16 protein-coding genes and 2 tRNA genes are annotated in these 16957 nt (G+C 71.1%); 6 read left to right on the forward strand and 12 right to left on the reverse strand.

Annotation, left to right across the window (positions count from 1 at the left end; genetic code table 11):
* A partial coding sequence (locus tag J7E86_RS16800; RefSeq protein ID WP_215082500.1) for a TetR/AcrR family transcriptional regulator occupies window positions 1-320 on the reverse strand: 320 nt, incomplete at its 3' end.
* A 127-nt stretch (window positions 321-447) separates the two neighbouring features.
* Here J7E86_RS16800 and hisN point away from each other — a divergent pair.
* Together hisN and J7E86_RS16810 are read left to right on the forward strand one after the other, a co-directional pair.
* A complete protein-coding gene (gene hisN / locus J7E86_RS16805; protein ID WP_215082501.1) occupies window positions 448-1242 on the forward strand; it encodes a histidinol-phosphatase in 795 nt (264 codons plus the stop codon).
* Between the two features lie 221 nt (window positions 1243-1463).
* On the forward strand, window positions 1464-1868 hold the full coding sequence (locus J7E86_RS16810) for a cyclic nucleotide-binding/CBS domain-containing protein (RefSeq protein WP_215082514.1): 405 nt from the start codon (window positions 1464-1466) through the stop codon (window positions 1866-1868).
* A gap of 150 nt (window positions 1869-2018) precedes the next feature.
* Here the strand turns inward: J7E86_RS16810 and J7E86_RS16815 are convergent, their stop codons facing one another.
* A complete protein-coding gene (locus tag J7E86_RS16815; protein ID WP_215082502.1) occupies window positions 2019-3509 on the reverse strand; it encodes a catalase in 1491 nt (496 codons plus the stop codon).
* 144 nt (window positions 3510-3653) lie between these two features.
* On the opposite strand from J7E86_RS16815, the gene J7E86_RS16820 reads away from it, so the two are divergent.
* Window positions 3654-4070 carry a Fur family transcriptional regulator gene (locus J7E86_RS16820; protein WP_215082503.1) on the forward strand — a complete coding sequence of 139 codons (417 nt, stop codon included), beginning with the start codon at window positions 3654-3656 and terminating at the stop codon, window positions 4068-4070.
* A 102-nt stretch (window positions 4071-4172) separates the two neighbouring features.
* Here J7E86_RS16820 and J7E86_RS16825 read toward each other — a convergent pair.
* The 4 genes from J7E86_RS16825 to J7E86_RS16840 form a co-directional block, all read right to left on the reverse strand.
* Window positions 4173-4246, reverse strand: a tRNA-Met gene (locus J7E86_RS16825).
* A 46-nt stretch (window positions 4247-4292) separates the two neighbouring features.
* A complete protein-coding gene (locus J7E86_RS16830) occupies window positions 4293-6176 on the reverse strand; it encodes a tetratricopeptide repeat protein (protein ID WP_215082504.1) in 1884 nt (627 codons plus the stop codon).
* Window positions 6177-6411: 235 nt separating this feature from the next.
* Window positions 6412-6485 (reverse strand) — tRNA-Met (locus J7E86_RS16835).
* Window positions 6486-6532: 47 nt separating this feature from the next.
* Window positions 6533-9421: a UPF0182 family protein gene (locus J7E86_RS16840; protein WP_215082515.1), complete on the reverse strand. Its 2889-nt coding sequence runs from the start codon at window positions 9419-9421 to the stop codon at window positions 6533-6535.
* A gap of 145 nt (window positions 9422-9566) precedes the next feature.
* Between J7E86_RS16840 and J7E86_RS16845 the strand changes: the two genes are divergently transcribed.
* On the forward strand, window positions 9567-10160 hold the full coding sequence (locus tag J7E86_RS16845) for a PPA1309 family protein (protein WP_215082505.1): 594 nt from the start codon (window positions 9567-9569) through the stop codon (window positions 10158-10160).
* Between the two features lie 20 nt (window positions 10161-10180).
* On the opposite strand, the gene J7E86_RS16850 is transcribed toward J7E86_RS16845, so the two are convergent.
* The 4 genes from J7E86_RS16850 to J7E86_RS16865 all read right to left on the reverse strand — a co-directional run bounded on the left by J7E86_RS16850 (window position 10181) and on the right by J7E86_RS16865 (window position 13389).
* A complete protein-coding gene (locus tag J7E86_RS16850; RefSeq protein ID WP_215082506.1) occupies window positions 10181-11272 on the reverse strand; it encodes a PDZ domain-containing protein in 1092 nt (363 codons plus the stop codon).
* 120 nt (window positions 11273-11392) lie between these two features.
* Window positions 11393-11563 carry a hypothetical protein gene (locus J7E86_RS16855; RefSeq protein ID WP_215082507.1) on the reverse strand — a complete coding sequence of 57 codons (171 nt, stop codon included), beginning with the start codon at window positions 11561-11563 and terminating at the stop codon, window positions 11393-11395.
* Between the two features lie 143 nt (window positions 11564-11706).
* Window positions 11707-12165 carry a molybdenum cofactor biosynthesis protein MoaE gene (locus J7E86_RS16860; protein ID WP_215082508.1) on the reverse strand — a complete coding sequence of 153 codons (459 nt, stop codon included), beginning with the start codon at window positions 12163-12165 and terminating at the stop codon, window positions 11707-11709.
* A gap of 99 nt (window positions 12166-12264) precedes the next feature.
* A complete protein-coding gene (locus J7E86_RS16865; RefSeq protein ID WP_215082509.1) occupies window positions 12265-13389 on the reverse strand; it encodes an SDR family oxidoreductase in 1125 nt (374 codons plus the stop codon).
* 192 nt (window positions 13390-13581) lie between these two features.
* On the opposite strand from J7E86_RS16865, the gene J7E86_RS16870 reads away from it, so the two are divergent.
* Complete coding sequence (locus J7E86_RS16870) at window positions 13582-15009, forward strand: zinc-dependent metalloprotease (RefSeq protein ID WP_215082510.1); 1428 nt, start codon at window positions 13582-13584, stop codon at window positions 15007-15009.
* Complete coding sequence (locus tag J7E86_RS16875) at window positions 15006-15527, forward strand: NUDIX hydrolase (RefSeq protein WP_215082511.1); 522 nt, start codon at window positions 15006-15008, stop codon at window positions 15525-15527. The genes J7E86_RS16870 and J7E86_RS16875 overlap by 4 nt, the downstream gene beginning before the upstream one ends.
* A gap of 89 nt (window positions 15528-15616) precedes the next feature.
* On the opposite strand, the gene J7E86_RS16880 is transcribed toward J7E86_RS16875, so the two are convergent.
* Window positions 15617-16375 carry an AIM24 family protein gene (locus tag J7E86_RS16880; RefSeq protein WP_215082512.1) on the reverse strand — a complete coding sequence of 253 codons (759 nt, stop codon included), beginning with the start codon at window positions 16373-16375 and terminating at the stop codon, window positions 15617-15619.
* A 17-nt stretch (window positions 16376-16392) separates the two neighbouring features.
* Window positions 16393-16957: AIM24 family protein (locus J7E86_RS16885; RefSeq protein WP_215082513.1), on the reverse strand; the 565-nt coding region annotated here is incomplete at its 5' end.

Below are 16957 nucleotides of genomic sequence, written 5' to 3' on the forward strand. Positions count from 1 at the left end.
CAGCCGGTCAGCGCGGCCCGTACGAGGGGGTTGGCGCGGGCCGTGCGCAGGATCCAGGCCGCGGTGGCGGCGCACCGGTCCCCGGCGTCCGCGCCGGGCCCGGGTCCGCCCAGGGCGCGCTCCACGCCGGCGAGGAAGGACTCCGCCTCCCGGCGCACCAGGGCGCGCGCGAGGCCGTCCTTGCTGCCGAACTCGTTGTAGAGCGTCTGCCGGGAGACCCCGGCGGCGGCCGCGACGTCGACCATCCGGACCCCGATCCAGGGCCGGGCGCCGAGCGCCGCGAAGGCCGCGTCCAGCAAGAGCTCTCGTGCCGCGGGCATCGTCGCCTCCCCGGCCGTGCGGCCGCACGGCGGTCGTGGCCCACAGAATTGACGTGCCGCCATACGGTGTCAAGAGCCCTGGCGTTGCCTGGGCCGCCGGAGGCGAGGTCACAGGTACTGTTCAGCCATGTCCGACTACCACGATGATCTGCGTCTGGCCCATGTCCTGGCGGACGCCGCCGACGCGGCGACGATGGACCGGTTCAAGGCCCTCGACCTCAAGGTCGAGACCAAACCGGACATGACTCCGGTGAGCGAGGCGGACAAGACCGCCGAGGAGCTGATCCGCGGCCATCTGCAGCGCGCGCGGCCGCGTGACGCCGTCCTGGGCGAGGAGTTCGGCAGCGAGGGCACCGGCCCGCGCCGCTGGGTCATCGACCCCATCGACGGTACGAAGAACTACGTACGCGGGGTGCCGGTCTGGGCCACGCTGATCTCCCTGATGGTCCAGGTCGAGGGCGGCTACGAACCGGTCGTCGGCGTGGTCTCGGCACCCGCGCTGGGCCGCCGCTGGTGGGCGGCCAAGGACTCGGGCGCCTTCACCGGGCGCAGCCTCACCTCGGCGTCCCGGCTGCAGGTCTCCCGGGTGGGCAGGATCGCGGACGCCTCGTTCGCGTACTCCTCGCTCACGGGCTGGGAGGAGCGCGGGATGCTGCCGGGCTTCCTGGACCTGACGCGCGACTGCTGGCGGACCCGCGGCTACGGCGACTTCTGGCCGTACATGATGGTCGCCGAGGGTTCGGTGGACATCTGCGCCGAGCCGGAGCTGTCGCTGTGGGACATGGCGGCGAACGTGGTCATCGTCGAGGAGGCGGGCGGCCGCTTCACCGGCCTGGACGGCCGGCCCGGACCGCACAGCGGCAACGCCGCCGCGTCGAACGGCCTGCTCCACGACGAACTCCTGGGCTACCTCCAGGCGTGAGCCTCCGGACACGGGACGCACGGCGCGACGCCCTGTCCTTCTGACGCGCCCTCGGTTCACACCGGGGCGCGGGAGCGCGTGGAAGCGGAACGAAGGCTCCACGCGCCCCTTGTTGTGCCCACGAGAGCGTGTGACGATGGGACCCCCACGCTTGTGAACTTGTGAATTCCTTCCCGGAGTTCATGACCCGTTCGCAGTCCGCCAAGGAGGTGGCTCCAGCCATGCTCGTCCGCGACGCCATGAGCACGGTGGTCCTCACCATCGGTCCCGCACACACCCTCCGCCAGGCAGCGCGGCTGATGTCCGCGCGCAGGATCGGCGCGGCCGTCGTCCTCGATCCCGATACCAGCGGCCTGGGCATCCTCACCGAGCGCGACATCCTCAACTCGGTCGGCGCCGGCCAGGACCCGGACCGGGAGACGGCCCAGTCCCACACCACGACCGACGTGGTCTTCGCCGCGCCCGAATGGACGCTCGACGAGGCGGCGGCCGCGATGTCGCACGGCGGCTTCCGGCATCTGATCGTGCTCGACGACCGGGGCCCGGTGGGGGTGGTGTCGGTGCGCGACATCATCCGCTGCTGGGTTCCGGTACGGGCACGGGAGAGGGCCGCCCTGCCGGTCTGACGCCGGGCCGGGCGGGTGCCCGTACGGCAGGGCCCCGCACGCAGGACGAAGAGGCCGGAGCCCCATGGCGTCCGGCCTCTTCGCGCTGTTACGGCAAGCGTCTGGTGGGACATCCCCACCTCGGGCGACGGGGGCCGCCCGAGGGGAGGATCAGCCGCGCAGAGCCTGGACAGCGGCTTCCAGCCGCTTGCCGTAGTCGGGGTCCGCCTGGCGGAAGTTGTTGATCGCGCGCTCGGCGATGTCGTCGCGCGACACCTTGGCGATGAAGCCCGCGAGGTTGTCGATCAGACGGCCCTTCTCCTCCTCCGACATCAGGCGGTAGAGGTTGCCCGCCTGGACGAAGTCGTTGTCCTCGGCGTGCGAGGGGGCCTCGGTGTTGCCCGTACCACCGGTGACGGCGGTGGTCTGCCACAGCGGCCGGCCGGTCTGGGCCGGGCCGCCGAAGCTGTTGGGCTCGTAGTTCTTGGAGCGGCCGTGGCGGCCGTCGTAGGCGTAGCCGTCGCGGCTGTTCGTCCGGGCCTCGGTGGCGTGCGGACGGTTCACCGGCAGGTGGTCGGCGTTGATGCCGACGCGGTAGCGGTGGGCGTCGCCGTAGGCAAAGAGACGGCCCTGGAGCATCTTGTCGGGGGACGGGCCGATGCCCGGCACGAAGTGGGCCGGCGAGAAGATGGACTGCTCGACCTCGGCGAAGATGTTCTCCGGGTTGCGGTTGAGCTCCAGCTTGCCGATCTCGATCGGCGGGTAGTCCTCGTGCGGCCACACCTTGGTGAGGTCGAACGGGTTGAAGCGGTACGACTCCGCGTCGGCCGCCGGCATGATCTGCACCTGCACGGTCCAGCTGGGGAAGTCACCGCGCTCGATGGACTCGCGCAGGTCGCGCTGGTGGCTGTCGGGGTCCATGCCGGAGAGCTGGTTGGCGTCCTCGGTGGTGAGGTTCTTGATCCCCTGGTCGGTCTTGAAGTGGTACTTGACCCAGAAGACCTCGCCGGCCTCGTTGTTCCACTGGTAGGTGTGCGAGCCGTAGCCGTTCATGTGGCGCAGCGTCGCGGGGATGCCGCGGTCGCCGAAGAGCCAGGTCACCTGGTGGGTCGACTCGGGCGACAGACCCCAGAAGTCCCAGACGTTGTCCGCCTCCTGCGAGCCGGTGTACGGGTCGCGCTTCTGGGTGTGGATGAAGTCCGGGAACTTGATGGCGTCCTTGATGAAGAACACCGGGGTGTTGTTGCCGACGAGGTCGTAGTTGCCCTCTTCGGTGTAGAACTTCAGCGCGAAGCCGCGGGGGTCGCGGACGGCGTCGGCCGAGCCGAGGTTGCCGGCGACCGTGGAGAAGCGCAGGAAGGTCTCGGTCTGCTTGCCGACCTCGGAGAGGAACTTCGCCCGGGTGTACCGCGTGACGTCGGCGGTGACGGTGAAGGTGCCGTAGGCGCCGGCGCCACGGGCGTGGACGACGCGCTCCGGGATGCGCTCGCGGTTGAAGTGCGCGAGCTTCTCCATGAGCAGCTGGTCCTGGACCAGGACGGGGCCCCCGATGCCCGCGGTCTCGCTGTTCTGGTTGTCCGCGACCGGAGCTCCGGACTCCGTGGTCAGCGGGCCTGTCTGCGTTATGGCCTCGCCCTGAACCGACACGTGTGCCTCCGTCATCTCGTCCTGCCACCTTGGCCTGAGCCGATCTCGATCCTACATTGGACTTTGTCTAAGTCAAGATGGGTGAGAGATGAATACTCCATCCAGTGATGGACAAGGGTCGCTGCTACGCTGGTTCTATCTGACTGATAGGTGAATGGCATGAGTGACCTGCTGGAACGGCTCCGGGGACGCGGCTGGCGGCTGACCGCACAGCGACGCGTCGTCGCCGAGGTCCTCGACGGGGACCATGTGCACTACACCGCGGACGAAGTGCACGCCAAGGCGGCGGAACTACTGCCGGAGATCTCGCGTGCGACGGTGTACAACACCCTCGGGGAGCTGGTCTCCCTGGGCGAGATCATGGAGGTGAGCACGGACGGGCGCGCCAAGCGCTACGACCCGAACGCGCACCACGCGCACCAGCACCTGGTGTGCTCCCAGTGCGGCACGATCCGCGACGTCCACCCCTCGGGCGACCTCCTCGCCGAACTTCCGGCGGAGGAGCGCTTCGGCTTCCAGGTCGCGGCGGTCGAGGTGACCTACCGGGGCATCTGCCCGAACTGCGTCCCGGGATGACGGGGGCGGGCGGCCCGCGCCGCCCGGCCTCCCAGGGCCCGGCGCAGGGGGCGCGAACACGACGAAGGCCCGGATCCTGAGGATCCGGGCCTTCGTACGGAGTAGCGGGGACAGGATTTGAACCTGCGACCTCTGGGTTATGAGCCCAGCGAGCTACCGAGCTGCTCCACCCCGCGTCGGTAACGCAACTGTAACCCGTCGGTAGTGACCAAGGCAAATGGCCTAAGCGGAGAGCTCCTGCTGCAACGCGTCCCGCAGGCGCGCGGCCCGCTCGGCGACCTCCGCGGAGCCGAGCTCGACCGCGCGGTCGCACCAGTGCCGCCCCTCGGTGAGGTCGCCGCGCCGGGCCGCCAGCAGGGCGAGCCGCAGGGCCGCCCGGCCGTGGCCGGCCTCCGCCGCACGCGCCCACCACAGGGCCGCCTCCGGCTCGCTGCCCTCGCGGGCGAGGAGCAGCCCGAGGTTGAAGGCGCCGTTGCGGCTGCCGGCCTCGGCGGCCTGGCGGTACCAGTGCGCGGCCTCCACCACGTCACCGCGCTCGGCGACGATCATGCCGAGCCGCACCTGGGCGCGCCGGTGGCCCTGCCGGGCGGCACGCTCGTACCACTGCTCGCACTCCTCGTGAGCGACGTCGTCGCGGTCGAGGAGTGCGGCCAGCCGGAAGGCGGCCTCGGTGTTGCCGCCGCGCACGGCGACCCGCAGATGGCGCTCGGCGGCCTCCTCGTCGCCGTCCCGCAGCAGGGCCATGGCGACCTGGAGGGCCGCGTCGGTGTGGCCCGCGTCGGCGGCGCGCTCGTACCACTGGAAGGCCGCCCGGTCCTCGTCGCGCCCGGCGTAGAGAATGCCCAGGTTGAACGCGGCGTCGACGCTGCCGGCCTCGGCGGCCTTGGAGAACCAGGGCTCGGCGCCGGCCGCGTCGCCGCCCTGGAGCAGCAGCACGGCCAGCGCGTTGGCGGCCTCCTTGTGCCCGGCGTAGGCGGCCCGGCGGTACCACTGCTCGGCCTGGGTCGTGCGGTTCTGCCCGGCGCACAGCAGGCCGAGGTTGTACGCGCCGTTGACGTCCCCGGCGTCCAGGGCCTGGCGGTACCAGCGCTCGGCCTCGCCCGTCTCGTCCCGGTCGGCGTGCAGGGCGCCCAGCGCGTTGGCGGCGTTGCCGTCGCCGTCCTGGGCGGCCCGGCGCCACCAGACGGCGGCGCTGTCGGTGTCCCCCGCGTCCCGCAGCAGGAAGCCCAGGGCGCAGGCGGCACGCGGCTCGCCGTCCTTGGCGGAGGTCAGATACCAGCGGGCGGCCTCCTGGATCTCGCCACGGCCCTCCAGCAGGGTGCCCAGGTGCAGGGCGGCGCGCCGGTGGCCGCGGGCGGCGGCCTGGCGGTACCACTGCTCGGCCTCGCGGGCGGGGCCGCCGGCGTCACGGCCGTCCGCCGCGGCGGCGCGCAGCTCGCGCACGGAGGTCTCCACACCGCCGGGGCCCAGGCCCTCCGAGCGGGCGCGCGGGGCGCGGCCGTCCAGGATGCGCGCCAGGCGGTACGCGGCCTCCCGGTGCCCGCGCTCGGCGGCGGCGCGGAACCAGCGCTCCGCGCCGACGTCGCTGCGGTGCTCCAGGAGGTCCGCGAGGGCGTAGGCGCCCAGCGCGTGGCCGGATTCGGCCGACTGGCGCAGCCAGTACTCGGCGGCGGGCTCGTCGCCCCGCTCACGGTGGTACCGGCCCAGGGCGTGCGCGGCGGCCGCGGAGCCGGCGACGGCGGCGATGCGCCACCACCCGGCGGCGTCGTCGGCGTAACCGCGCTGGTGCAGCAGGACGCCGAGGTTGTTGGCGGCCGAGCGGTCGCCGTCGGCGGTCGCCGCGCGCAGGTGGCGCTCGGCCCCGTCGAGGTCGCCGCGGCGCAGCAGGAGGGCGCCGAGCATGCTCAGGGCGGCGGGGTCACCGGTCTCCGCGGCGCGGCGGCGGGCGGTCTCCAGCTCCAGGTCCGCGGGGTCGGCGGAGTCGCCCGGGTCGGCGGAATCCGTCGCCGGGGCGTAGGCCGTCACTTCCTGTTCGCTCCCGTCAGCGGGAGCCTCTACAAGCCGGTGTGTCTCCCACAGCCTCGTCCTGTCCCCCATAAGCCCCATCGTCGCACCACCCGCAACCCGCGTACACCTGGTATGCCGCAGCCAGTGAGGTCACTTCAGCGTTTTGTCGACTTCCCGACTTCCCGACACGACGGGGCTCCAAACTCTCCACAGAAGCCCCGCACACAACCCGCACAGTCCGCGCCTCCCGGACACCTCGCGGTCCGGCCGACCGCCCGGGTCCGGGCAACACGACAAGGCCCGGAGTCCGAGGACTCCGGGCCTTGTCATTGAGTAGCGGGGACAGGATTTGAACCTGCGACCTCTGGGTTATGAGCCCAGCGAGCTACCGAGCTGCTCCACCCCGCGCTGTTGTGGAACAACCGTACCACGGCGCGGGGTGGGGCCTTGGCCACTTACTGGCTGCCCGGCTTGCCGCCCTTCTCCTCACCGGCCGCCTCGGCCTTGGTGAGCCGCTCCAGCGCGTCCTTCAGGGCGTCCTGCGCCTTGCCGTAGGCCGCCCAGTCCTTGTTCTCCATCGCCTTCTGGCTCGCCTCGAACGCGTCCTTGGCGTCCTTCGCGGCCTGCTTGACGGTGGAGTTCTGCGGGCTGGGCTTGGTCGGCTCGCCGGCGGGAGGCTTCGTGGGGCCGGTGTCCGCGGCCTTGCCTCCGAAGATCTCGTTCAGGGCCTCGTCGAGGGTGTCCTTGAAGGCGATCTTCTCGCCGTAGTTGACCAGCACCTTCTTCAGGAGCGGGTAATTGGAGCCCGCGCCCCGCATGTACACCGGCTCCACGTACAGCAGCCCGCCGTCCAGCGGCACGGTCAGCAGATTGCCGTACTCGACCTCGGAGTCGCCTCTCTTCCAGATATTGATCTGGTCGGCGACGGCCGGGTGCCCGTTGAACTTGCTCTGGGCCTGTTCGGGACCCCACACCGTGGTCTCGGAGGGCAGCTTCAGAATTCTGATGCTGCCGTAGTCGGCACTCTTCGCGTCGGCGTCGACGCTCATGAACGCCCCAAGGTTCGGGCGGCTCTTGGGCGTGAAGGTCGTGGTCAGCGAGAACGTCTGCTTCTGCTGATCCGGCATCTTCATGCTCAGGTAATAGGGCGGTACCGCGTTGCCCTTCTTGTTGGTCGGGTCGTCCGGCACCTGCCAGCGCTCACTGCCGGTGTAGAACGTCCCCGGGTCGGTGACGTGGTAGCGCGTGAGCAGCTCGCGCTGGACCTTGAAGAGGTCCTGCGGGTAGCGCAGGTGATCCATCAGGACCGGGCCGATCTCGCTCTTCGCCTTCACGGTGCCCGGGAACGCCTTCATCCACGTCTTGAGCACCGGGTCCTTGGTGTCCCACTGGTACAGCTTCACCGTCCCGTCGTAGGCGTCCACGGTCGCCTTGACGGAATTGCGGATGTAGTTGACCTGGTTCTGCTGGGCCACCACCGCGCGCTGTCCGGTCGTCAGCGAGTCGGCCGTCGTGTCACCGAGCGTGGTGCGCGAGGCGTAGGGATAGCCATTGGTCGTGGTGTAGGCGTCCACGATCCACTGGATACGGCCGTCGACCACCGCCGGATAGGCGTCACCGTCGATGGTCAGCCAGGGGGCGACCGCCTCGACGCGCTCCTTGGGAGTGCGCTTGTACAGAATCCGAGAACCCTCGCCGATGGCACCGGAGTAGAGCACCTGCGGTTCGCCGAACGCCACCGCGTACGCGGCCCGGTTGACCGGGTTGGCGAGGTTGACGCCGCTCTTCCCCTGGTAGGTGTAGCTCTTCTCGCCCTTGTCGGCCGAGTAGTCGAGCTCCTTCTGCGGGCCGCCGACGATCGAATACTGCGTCGTCTTCTCGCCGTAGTAGACGCGCTGCTCGTAATTGCCCAGCAGGCCCTCGGTCGGCAGGCCCTTGGCGGTGAAGTCCGGGGCGCCGGCCTTGTCCGTCACGGTGCCCTTCGCCGTGATGGCGCCGTAGCCGTGGGTGTACTTGAAGTGGTCGTTGATCCAGTTGCGCTCGGGAATTCCCTTGATGTTCAGCTCGCGCAGACCGATGACCGTGTCCTGCTCCTTGCCGTCGACCTTGTAGCGGTCGACGTCCAGCGTGGACGGGAACTGGTAGTACCCGCGGACCTGCTGCTCCTGCTGGAAGGCGGGCGAGACGATGTTGGGGTCGAGGAGCCTGAGGCTGGCCGTGGAGTTCGCGTCGGCGCGCAGCTTCTCCGTGTCCTTGCCCTTGACGTCGCTCCGGCCCGCGTAGTCCTTCACCTTCGAGCCGTCGATCCCGTACGCCTCGCGCGTGGCCGTGATGTTCTTCTTGATGTACGGCGCTTCCTTGGCCTGCTCGTTCGGCTGGACCTGGAACTTCTGCACGATCGCCGGATAGAGCCCGCCGATCAGCACCGCCGAGAGCACCATCAGACCGAAACCGATCACCGGCAGCTGCCAGGTGCGGCGCCAGAGGGTGGCGAAGAACAGCACCGCGCAGATCAGCGCGATGATGAAGAGGATCGTCTTGGCCGGCAGATAGGCATTCGCGTCCACATAGCGCAGACCCGTCCAGCCGTCCGTCGACTTCAGCCCGCTGGACTTCACCGCCAGGGCGTACCGGTCCAGCCAGTAGGCGACCGCCTTGAGGGTCACGAAGACGCCGAGCAGCACCGACAGATGGCCGGTGGCCGCCGAGGTGGCCCGCCCGCCGGGGCTGGTGAGCCGCAGACCGCCGTAGAGGTAGTGCACCAGGGCGGCGGCGATCAGCGAGAGGACCGCCGCCGCGAAGCCGAAGCTCAGCAGGAAGCGGTACCAGGGCAGGTCGAAGGTGTAGAAGGAGATGTCCTTGTGGAACTGCGGGTCCTTCTGGTGGAAGGACACGCCGTTGACCCACTGGAGCCACGTCCGCCACTGCCCGGCCGCGGACGCGCCGGCCACCAGACCGACGAGCGCGGAGACCGCCAGCAGTGCCCACTTCTTGTACGGGGCGATGCTCATGCGGTAACGGTCGAGGCTCTGCTGCTCCATCGACATCGCGCTCAGCGGCGGCCGCAGCCGGTGCGCGAGCCAGATGTTCACGCCCACCACCAGGGCCATCAGCAGCCCGAAGACCGCGAACAGGCCGATCTTGGTGCCGAGGGTGGTGGTGAAGACGGAGGAGTACTTCACCGAGCGGTACCAGAGCCACTCCGTCCAGAACCCCGCGAACATGACGAAGAGGATGGCCAGTGCGGCCAGCACGCCAAAGGTCGTCAGCAGGGTCCGGATCCGCCGGGACGGGCGGCCGACTCTGATCCGTGGCCCTGACGGGCCTCCGCCGCGGTCCGGCATCTGGAAAGCCAAGGTGCGCACCTCGAAGTTCGCTGTCAGTGGGGCTTGTCGATCAGGGCCCAGCGATCCTAGGGCCCAGTGTGGCAACTTACCGAGGCTTTACTCAGTTCCCGTTTTTGGTCACTCTCAGGGCACGATATTGAGTATGTCCAGCACTTCCAGCATTCCCGACCCCGCCGACGGGTCCGGTCCCGCGATTCCGAACACTCCGATGGCGGCCAGTCCGCTGACCCGCGCCGTACTCGAGATCGACGAGTACGCCTCCACCCTCGGCTGGGACCAGCCGGCCCGGCTCTTCGCCCTCGTCGACACCGCGAAGCTGCGCGTCCAGGAGCCGGGTCTGGCCTCCCAGCTCGGCCTCGACACCGAGGCGGCCGCCGGTTCGCTCACCCCGATCGAGCAGGACGAGGTGCCCGCCGGCACGGCCCTCGACAAGTTCCTGGGCACGATCGCCTGGCCGGACGCGGTGGCGGGCTGCGCCCTGACCGTGGAGCGGCTGATGCTGCCGCCGTCCGCCGAGGGCACCGTGCCCAACGGGCTGAACGAGAAGCAGCTCGCCAAGTGGGTCGCCGCCCACCCGGACCGCCAGGAGGTCCGGATGACGGTCGCCGTGCTGCGCGACGGCGCGCGCGATTCCGCGGTGCGGCTGCGCGAGAAGGACTCCCCCACCGAGGTCCTCACGGGCGCCGACCTGGTGCCGGGCCTGGCGGAGGCCCTGGCGGCGACGTTCGCGGACTAGGAGCGCGGGGAACCGGCCTCTCAGCCTGCCGCGCGACACTGCGGCAGGCCGGCCGCGTCCCCCTTGCGGATCTTCTCCAGCGACTTCAGGGCGTCGCTCATCGTGTCGACCTGGATCAGGGTCAGGCCCGACGGGCGGTCCTTCGCGGCGGCGGCGCAGTTGTCCTTGGGCGTCAGGAAATACCGCGCGCCCTTGGAACGCGCGCCGACCGTCTTCATCTCGATCCCGCCGATCGGGCCGACCTTGCCGTTCTCGTCGATCGTGCCCGTACCGGCGACGAACTTGCCGCCGGTGAGGTCGTCCGGGGTCAGCTTGTCGACTATCCCGAGGGCGAACATCAGCCCGGCGCTCGGCCCGCCCACGTCCGCCAGCTTGATGTTGATGGTGAACGGGAAGGTGTGGTCGGGGCCGGCCTGGATGCCGACGATGGCCCGCTCGTCGTCGGGTGCCTTGCGCGTGGTGAGGGCGACCGTCTCCTCGCTCCTGGGCTGCCGCTTCTCCTTCTCCGCCGCGGCCGCCTCCTTGGCCGGCACGATCCGGAACGAGACCTGCTGACCGGGCCGGTGCTTGGTGACCAGCTTGGCCACGTCGCCGGGCTGCTTGATCTCCGTACCGTCGACGGCCTTGATCACGTCGCCGGCGTGCAGGCGGCCCTCGGCCGCGCTGCCCTTGACGACGGAGGAGACGACGACGCGGCTGCCGACGGGGATGTTCAGCTGCTTGAGCGCGGCGACCTTGGCGCTCTCCTGGGACTGGCTGAACTCCTCCGCGGTCTCCTGGTTCAGCTCGTCCGGGGACTTGTCGTCCGGGTAGAGCGTGCTGCGCGGGACGACCAGATTGTCGTGCCCGAGCCAGCCCGCGACCGCCTCGACCAGGTTCATCCGGTACTGGGAGCCGGTGACGCGGACGGTGGTCATATTGAGGTTGCCGCTGGTCGGATACGTCTGGTGCCCGGAGATCTGGAGCACCGGCTCACCGCCGTGCTCGCCCAGGGTGTTGACCGTCGGGCCGGGTGACATCTCGGCGTACGGCACGGGGATCAGCACGCCCGCGCAGAGCAGCGCGATCAGCATCAGGAGGGAGGCGAGCATCGTCGCGGTGCGGCGGGGCATGGAACGACAGTACGGGACCGGTCCGACAGTCCACCCCCGGGGCGGTCCGTACGGGGAAGCAGGGGCGCACGCGTACGCGCGCGGGCGCCCGTTGGGGGTTCGGCGCCCGGACGGACGGCGCTAGGAGACCCCGCCGCCGGCGTCCGTGCGCTCCATCGCCTCCCGGAACCGCGCATACCCCGCGAGCTCCGCGACGTCGCCCGACTTGCGGTTACGGGCCGCCCAGCTCCCCCACAGGACCGCGACGACGGCCGCAGCGACGGGAATGAGCAACCACACCAGTGCCGCCATGCCACCTCCCGACCCCTCGCGCCCTCATGAATGCGCACCACCATGAATGACTGATGAGCACATTAATCTTCCGTCCCCTCAACGCTCACGTCAGGGGGGTGGTTACGCAAGCGGAAGCCGCCCGTCAGGGGCGGCGGAGGGCGCTAGACGCCCACCCAGTCCTCCGTGCCGTCGGAGTACCTCTGGTGCTTCCAGATCGGCACCTCGCGCTTGAGGTCGTCGATCAGCCGCCGGCACGCCTCGAACGCCTCGGCCCGGTGCGGGCAGGAGACGGCCACCACGACGGCCAGGTCACCGATGGCCAGCTCACCGACCCGGTGGACGGCGGCCAGGGCGCGTACCGGGTAGTCGGCGGCGATCTTCTCGGCGACGCGGCGCAGCTCCGCCTCGGCGGAGGGGTGGGCGGAGTAGCCGAGGCCGTCGACGTCCGCGCCGCCGTCGTGGTCACGCACGGTGCCCACGAACAGCGCGGTGCCGCCGGCGGCGTCGTCGCCGACCGCGGCGAACACCTCGTCCACGGACAGGGGGGTGTCGCGGATCGCCAGCAGACGGAGGGGGTCCGTGGCGGCGAGTTCGCCGGGGTGGTCGTGGGTGGAGGCCATGGGGCCCATCGTGCCGCACGCCGGCGCGCGGCGGCCAATGGGTGTTCGACCAGGTGTCCCCCCGGCCGTGTGGACGCTCCTCCGGCCCCACGACGGCGCCTACAGCCGCCGTCGCGCCTTGCGGGCCCGGCGGACCAGGGCGGCGGTGCCCAGCAGGGCCACGGTCGCCCCCGCGGCGCCCGCGGCCGTGGCGTCCTTGCGGCCGAGACGGCGGCCCGCGACCGTGTGGCGGCCGGCGACCTCCTCCAGCAGCTCCGCGAGGACCTCCTCGTTGGTCCACCGCGGGCGCCAGCCGGCGTCGTGCAGCCGGCTGCCGCTCACGACCCAGGGGTGCATCGTGTACTCCAGGTCGCCCGCCGGGGACGGCGTCAGGCCCAGGCGGTGCAGCCGGGAGGCGGCGCCCAGGGCGACCGCCGAGGGCAGCTCCATGCGGCGGATGCCGCTGAGCTCCTCGACCTCCTCCTGCTCCAGCCAGCCGTCGCAGCCGACCGCGAGCTCCCCCTCGGCCTTCTCCAGGGCGGCGAACTCCAGGGCGCTCACCAGGTCCTCCACGTGGCAGAACTGCCAGGTCGGCCGGGAACCGGCGACCACCAGGAGGCGGGGTGACTCGAAATAGCGGGTCAGTGCCGTGTCCGTGCCGCCGACCAGGACGGCGGGCCGCAGCACCGTGACGTTCAGGCCGGGATGCGCGCGGGGCGCGCGCCTGGCGAGCCGCTCTATCTCCAGCAGGTCTCCGACCCCGGTGGCCTCCGCGGTGGCCCGCAGCTCGGCGTCCTCCGCGAGCGGCACGTCGTTGTCGGGCAGGGCGCCGTAGACCATGGCGGAGGTGCACAGCACCACGCGGTGCACTCCGGCGGCCGCGGCGGCGGTGAGCACGGTCTGGGTGCCGCGCACGTTGTAGGCGGTGCGGGCGGCGGGATCGGTCTCCAGATCGAGATCGAGGGCGAGGTGCACGACGACGTCGGCACCCCGCAGCTTCTCGGCGATCGCCGGGTCGCGCACGTCCAGCACGTGCCAGTGCGCCTCGCTCGCCTCACCGCGGCGCTCGTCGATGGCGACGACCCGCTTGATCTCCTCGGATGCGGCGAGCCGCTGCGTGAGCAGCGCGCCGACGCCGCGCGCGGCACCGGTGACCGCCACGACGGGTCGCCGGCCCTGCGGGCTCGTACTGTCTCGCGCGGAACCGTTTCGCGCTGCGCGAACTTCTCGGTCGGGGGAACTCACCGGGCGTCTCCAGCGGTTGTCTTCAGTACGTACGCGAGATGACGCGTACGGACCAGGTGACGTCCATCCTGCCGCAGGCCCCGGGTCGGCGACGCACCAAGCCCGGATCACGGCGAGGTGTCTACGCTGGGTGGTGTTGTCGGGCATTCGCCGCCGGTCGTGAGCCGGCGGCCCTACGAGCCGAGGAAACCCGTGAGTGACACCCCATTCGGATTCGGTCTTCCGCCGGAGGAGCCGGAGAACGGCGGCGACGGCAAGAAGAAGGGCGATGGCCAGGGCGGCCAGGGACCTGCGAATCCGTTCGGGTTCGGCGGGCTGCCCGGCGGCGGGGACAATCCCTTCGCCTCGATGTTCGGTTCCATGAACCCGAACGACCTGGGCGCCGCCTTCCAGCAGCTCGGGCAGATGCTCTCGTACGAGGGCGGCCCGGTGAACTGGGACATGGCCAAGGACATCGCCCGGAAGACCGTCGCGCAGGGCACCGCCGACGGCACCAAGGACTCCAGCGTCACCTCCGGTGAGCGGGCGGCGGTCGAGGAGGCCGTGCGCCTGGCCGACCTGTGGCTGGACGGCGTGACGTCGCTGCCGTCGGGCGCGGGCACGGCCGTGGCCTGGAGCCGCGCCGAGTGGGTCGAGGCGACCCTGCCGGTGTGGAAGGACCTGGTCGACCCGGTCGCCGAGCGCGTCGGCGCGGCCATGGGCGACGTGCTGCCCGAGGAGATGCAGGCCATGGCGGGCCCGCTGCTCGGCATGATGCGGTCCATGGGCGGCGCGATGTTCGGCACCCAGATCGGCCAGGCGGTGGGCGTGCTGGCGGGCGAGGTGGTCGGCTCCACCGACATCGGCCTGCCGCTCGGCCCGGCCGGCAAGGCCGCGCTGCTGCCGGTGAACATCGAGGCGTTCGGCTCCGGGCTCGGCGTGCCCCAGGAGGAGGTGCGGCTGTACCTGGCCCTGCGCGAGGCCGCCCACCAGCGGCTCTTCGCCCACGTGCCGTGGCTGCGCTCGCACCTCTTCGGTGCCGTCGAGGGCTACGCCCGGGGCATCAAGGTCGACACCTCCAAGCTGGAGGACGTGGTCGGCCAGCTGGACCCGACGCACCCCGAGCAGCTTCAGGACGCCCTTCAGCAGGGCATGTTCCAGCCGGAGGACACCCCGGAGCAGAAGGCGGCGCTCGCCCGCCTGGAGACCGCCCTGGCCCTGGTCGAGGGCTGGGTCGACGCGGTCGTGCACGCGGCCGCGGCGCCGCACCTGCCGTCGGCCGGCGCGCTGCGCGAGACGCTGCGCAGGCGCCGCGCCTCGGGCGGCCCGGCGGAGCAGACCTTCGCCACCCTGATCGGCCTGGAGCTGCGTCCGCGCCGGCTGCGGGACGCCTCGCGGCTGTGGGCGTCGCTGACCGACGCGCGCGGCCTGGAGGGCCGTGACGGCCTCTGGGAGCACCCGGACATGCTGCCGACCGCCGCCGACCTGGACGACCCGGACGGCTTCGTGCACCGCGAGCACCTGGACTTCTCCGAGCTGGACAAGATGCTGGGCGAGGCGGCCGGAGGCTCGGCCGCGCCGGAGCGGAAGCCGGACCTCGGCAAGGGCGGCGACGAGGACGAGGGCGACGACCAGAAGTGAGCCTGCACGAGGACGCGGTCCGGGTACTGAAGGAGTACGCGGACCAGGAAGAGCTGCGGGCCGAATACCTCGATCACCTGGCCGCGCATCCCGGCGGCATGTGGAAGCCCTGCGGGGCCGGACACGTGACGGCGAGCGCCCTGATGATCGATCCCGCGCGCGGGCAGGTGCTGCTCACGCTGCACCGCAAGCTGCGGATGTGGCTCCAGATGGGCGGCCACTGCGAGCCCGGTGACGCCACGCTGGAGGCGGCCGCGCTGCGGGAGGCGACGGAGGAGTCCGGCATCGCGGGCCTGACGCTGCTGCCGGGCGGCCCGGTGCGGCTCGACCGGCACCCGATCCCGGCGCCCTGCAACTGGCACCTGGACGTCCAGTACGCGGCCCTGGTGCCCGCGGGCGCGGTGGAGGCGATCAGCGACGAGTCGCTGGAGCTGCGCTGGTTCCCGTACGCGGAGGTGGGCGACATCGCGGACGGGTCCGTCGGCCGGCTGCTGGAGCGGACCCTCGCGCGTCTGTGAGACGGTGACGGGCATCGGTAAGGGGCGGCCACCCAAGGTGGCCGCCCCTTACACATGACCTCTTCCCGCCGATCAGCTCTTCCCGCCGATCAGTTGGACCAGATGTTGCCCTGGTTACGGGCGTGCGCCCCCTGCTGGCCGACGCCGTACTGGGCCATCAGCCCCTGGCCGATCTCCGCGCCCTGCGGCGGCAGCAGCTCACTGGGCTGCACCAGCGCGTAACCCTGCCCGGAGAAGGCCAGCTCCCAGCCCTCGCCGGTGGAGCCGCGCCGCCGCCACACGCTCGACGAGGACGTCGGCGCCTGCATGTTGACCCGCAGCGACGTCGACCAGGCGACGACGGCGTCCGCGTCGGCGTTGACCGGTGTCTGCGGGGTGACCTGGAGCATCAGGGGCTGGCCCGAGGTCATCAGCGCGACCTTGCCCCGGCCGGTGATGACGAGGTTGTACGCGCCCGTACCGGAGACCCCCGTGTGGCTGTCCACGGCGATGGTGTCCCAGTGCAGGGTGGAGTCCAGCGCGAGGACGTAGGCACCGTCCACGGTCAGGCCGTCGTGGTCGACGTCGATCACGTGCACGTGCTGGGAGAGGTTGGCGAAGTAGACGGTGCCCTGACCCGAGCAGCGCATCAGCTCCAGGCCCTCGCCGGTGTGCGCGCGGGCGTTGTGCTGACCCCGGGTCTGGTACTCGCCGTCGAACTCGATCAGCCCCTGGTAGGCGACCATCGAGCCCTTGCGGGCGAGCACGTCGTCGTGGCCGGTGAGGGAGACGCGCAGCATCTGCGGGTTCTGGAGGGCGTACCGGTCCTGGGTCTGGGCCTCGGTGTGCGCGAAAAGCGGGCTCTGCATGGTGTCCTCGTTCCCCCTCAGCCCCGGGCCCGGAGCCGGTCGGTGCTGTCCTCACTGGGCTGTACGACCACGAATCCCTGGCCGGAGAAGCCCAGTTGGTAGGCTTCCCCGCTGCCCCGGCCGATCATGGATGAGGCCTTGAAGCTGCGCTTGCCCTTCATCCTGAGGCCGGTGGACCAGGCGACGAGCGCGTCCGGGTCCACGCAGGTCTCGTCCTCGCCGCTGCCGCAGTCGACGACGATGGGGGTGCCGCGCGAGGTCAGCGCCACCCAGCCGGTGCCCGAGATGGCGACGTTGAACAGGCCCTGCCCGGCGAACTTCGCCATGCCCTTGACGCGCTGGACGCCCCACTGGAGGGACGCGTCGAAGGCGAGGACGTTGGTGCCGTTGACGGAGAGCGACTCGCCGTCGAGCTGGAGGCAGACGACGTCCGCGCCGTAGTCGGCGAGGTAGAGCAGGCCGTCGCCGAAGCACTTCATGAGGGGCACGCCCTCGCCGGTGAGCCACTGGGAGGCCATCTGCCGGACGGCCGGCGGGTTGGCCTCGTACTGGACGTAGCCCTCGTAGGCGACCATCGAGCCG

The organism is Streptomyces sp. ISL-11, assembly GCF_018614525.1.
Taxonomy (GTDB): domain Bacteria; phylum Actinomycetota; class Actinomycetes; order Streptomycetales; family Streptomycetaceae; genus Streptomyces.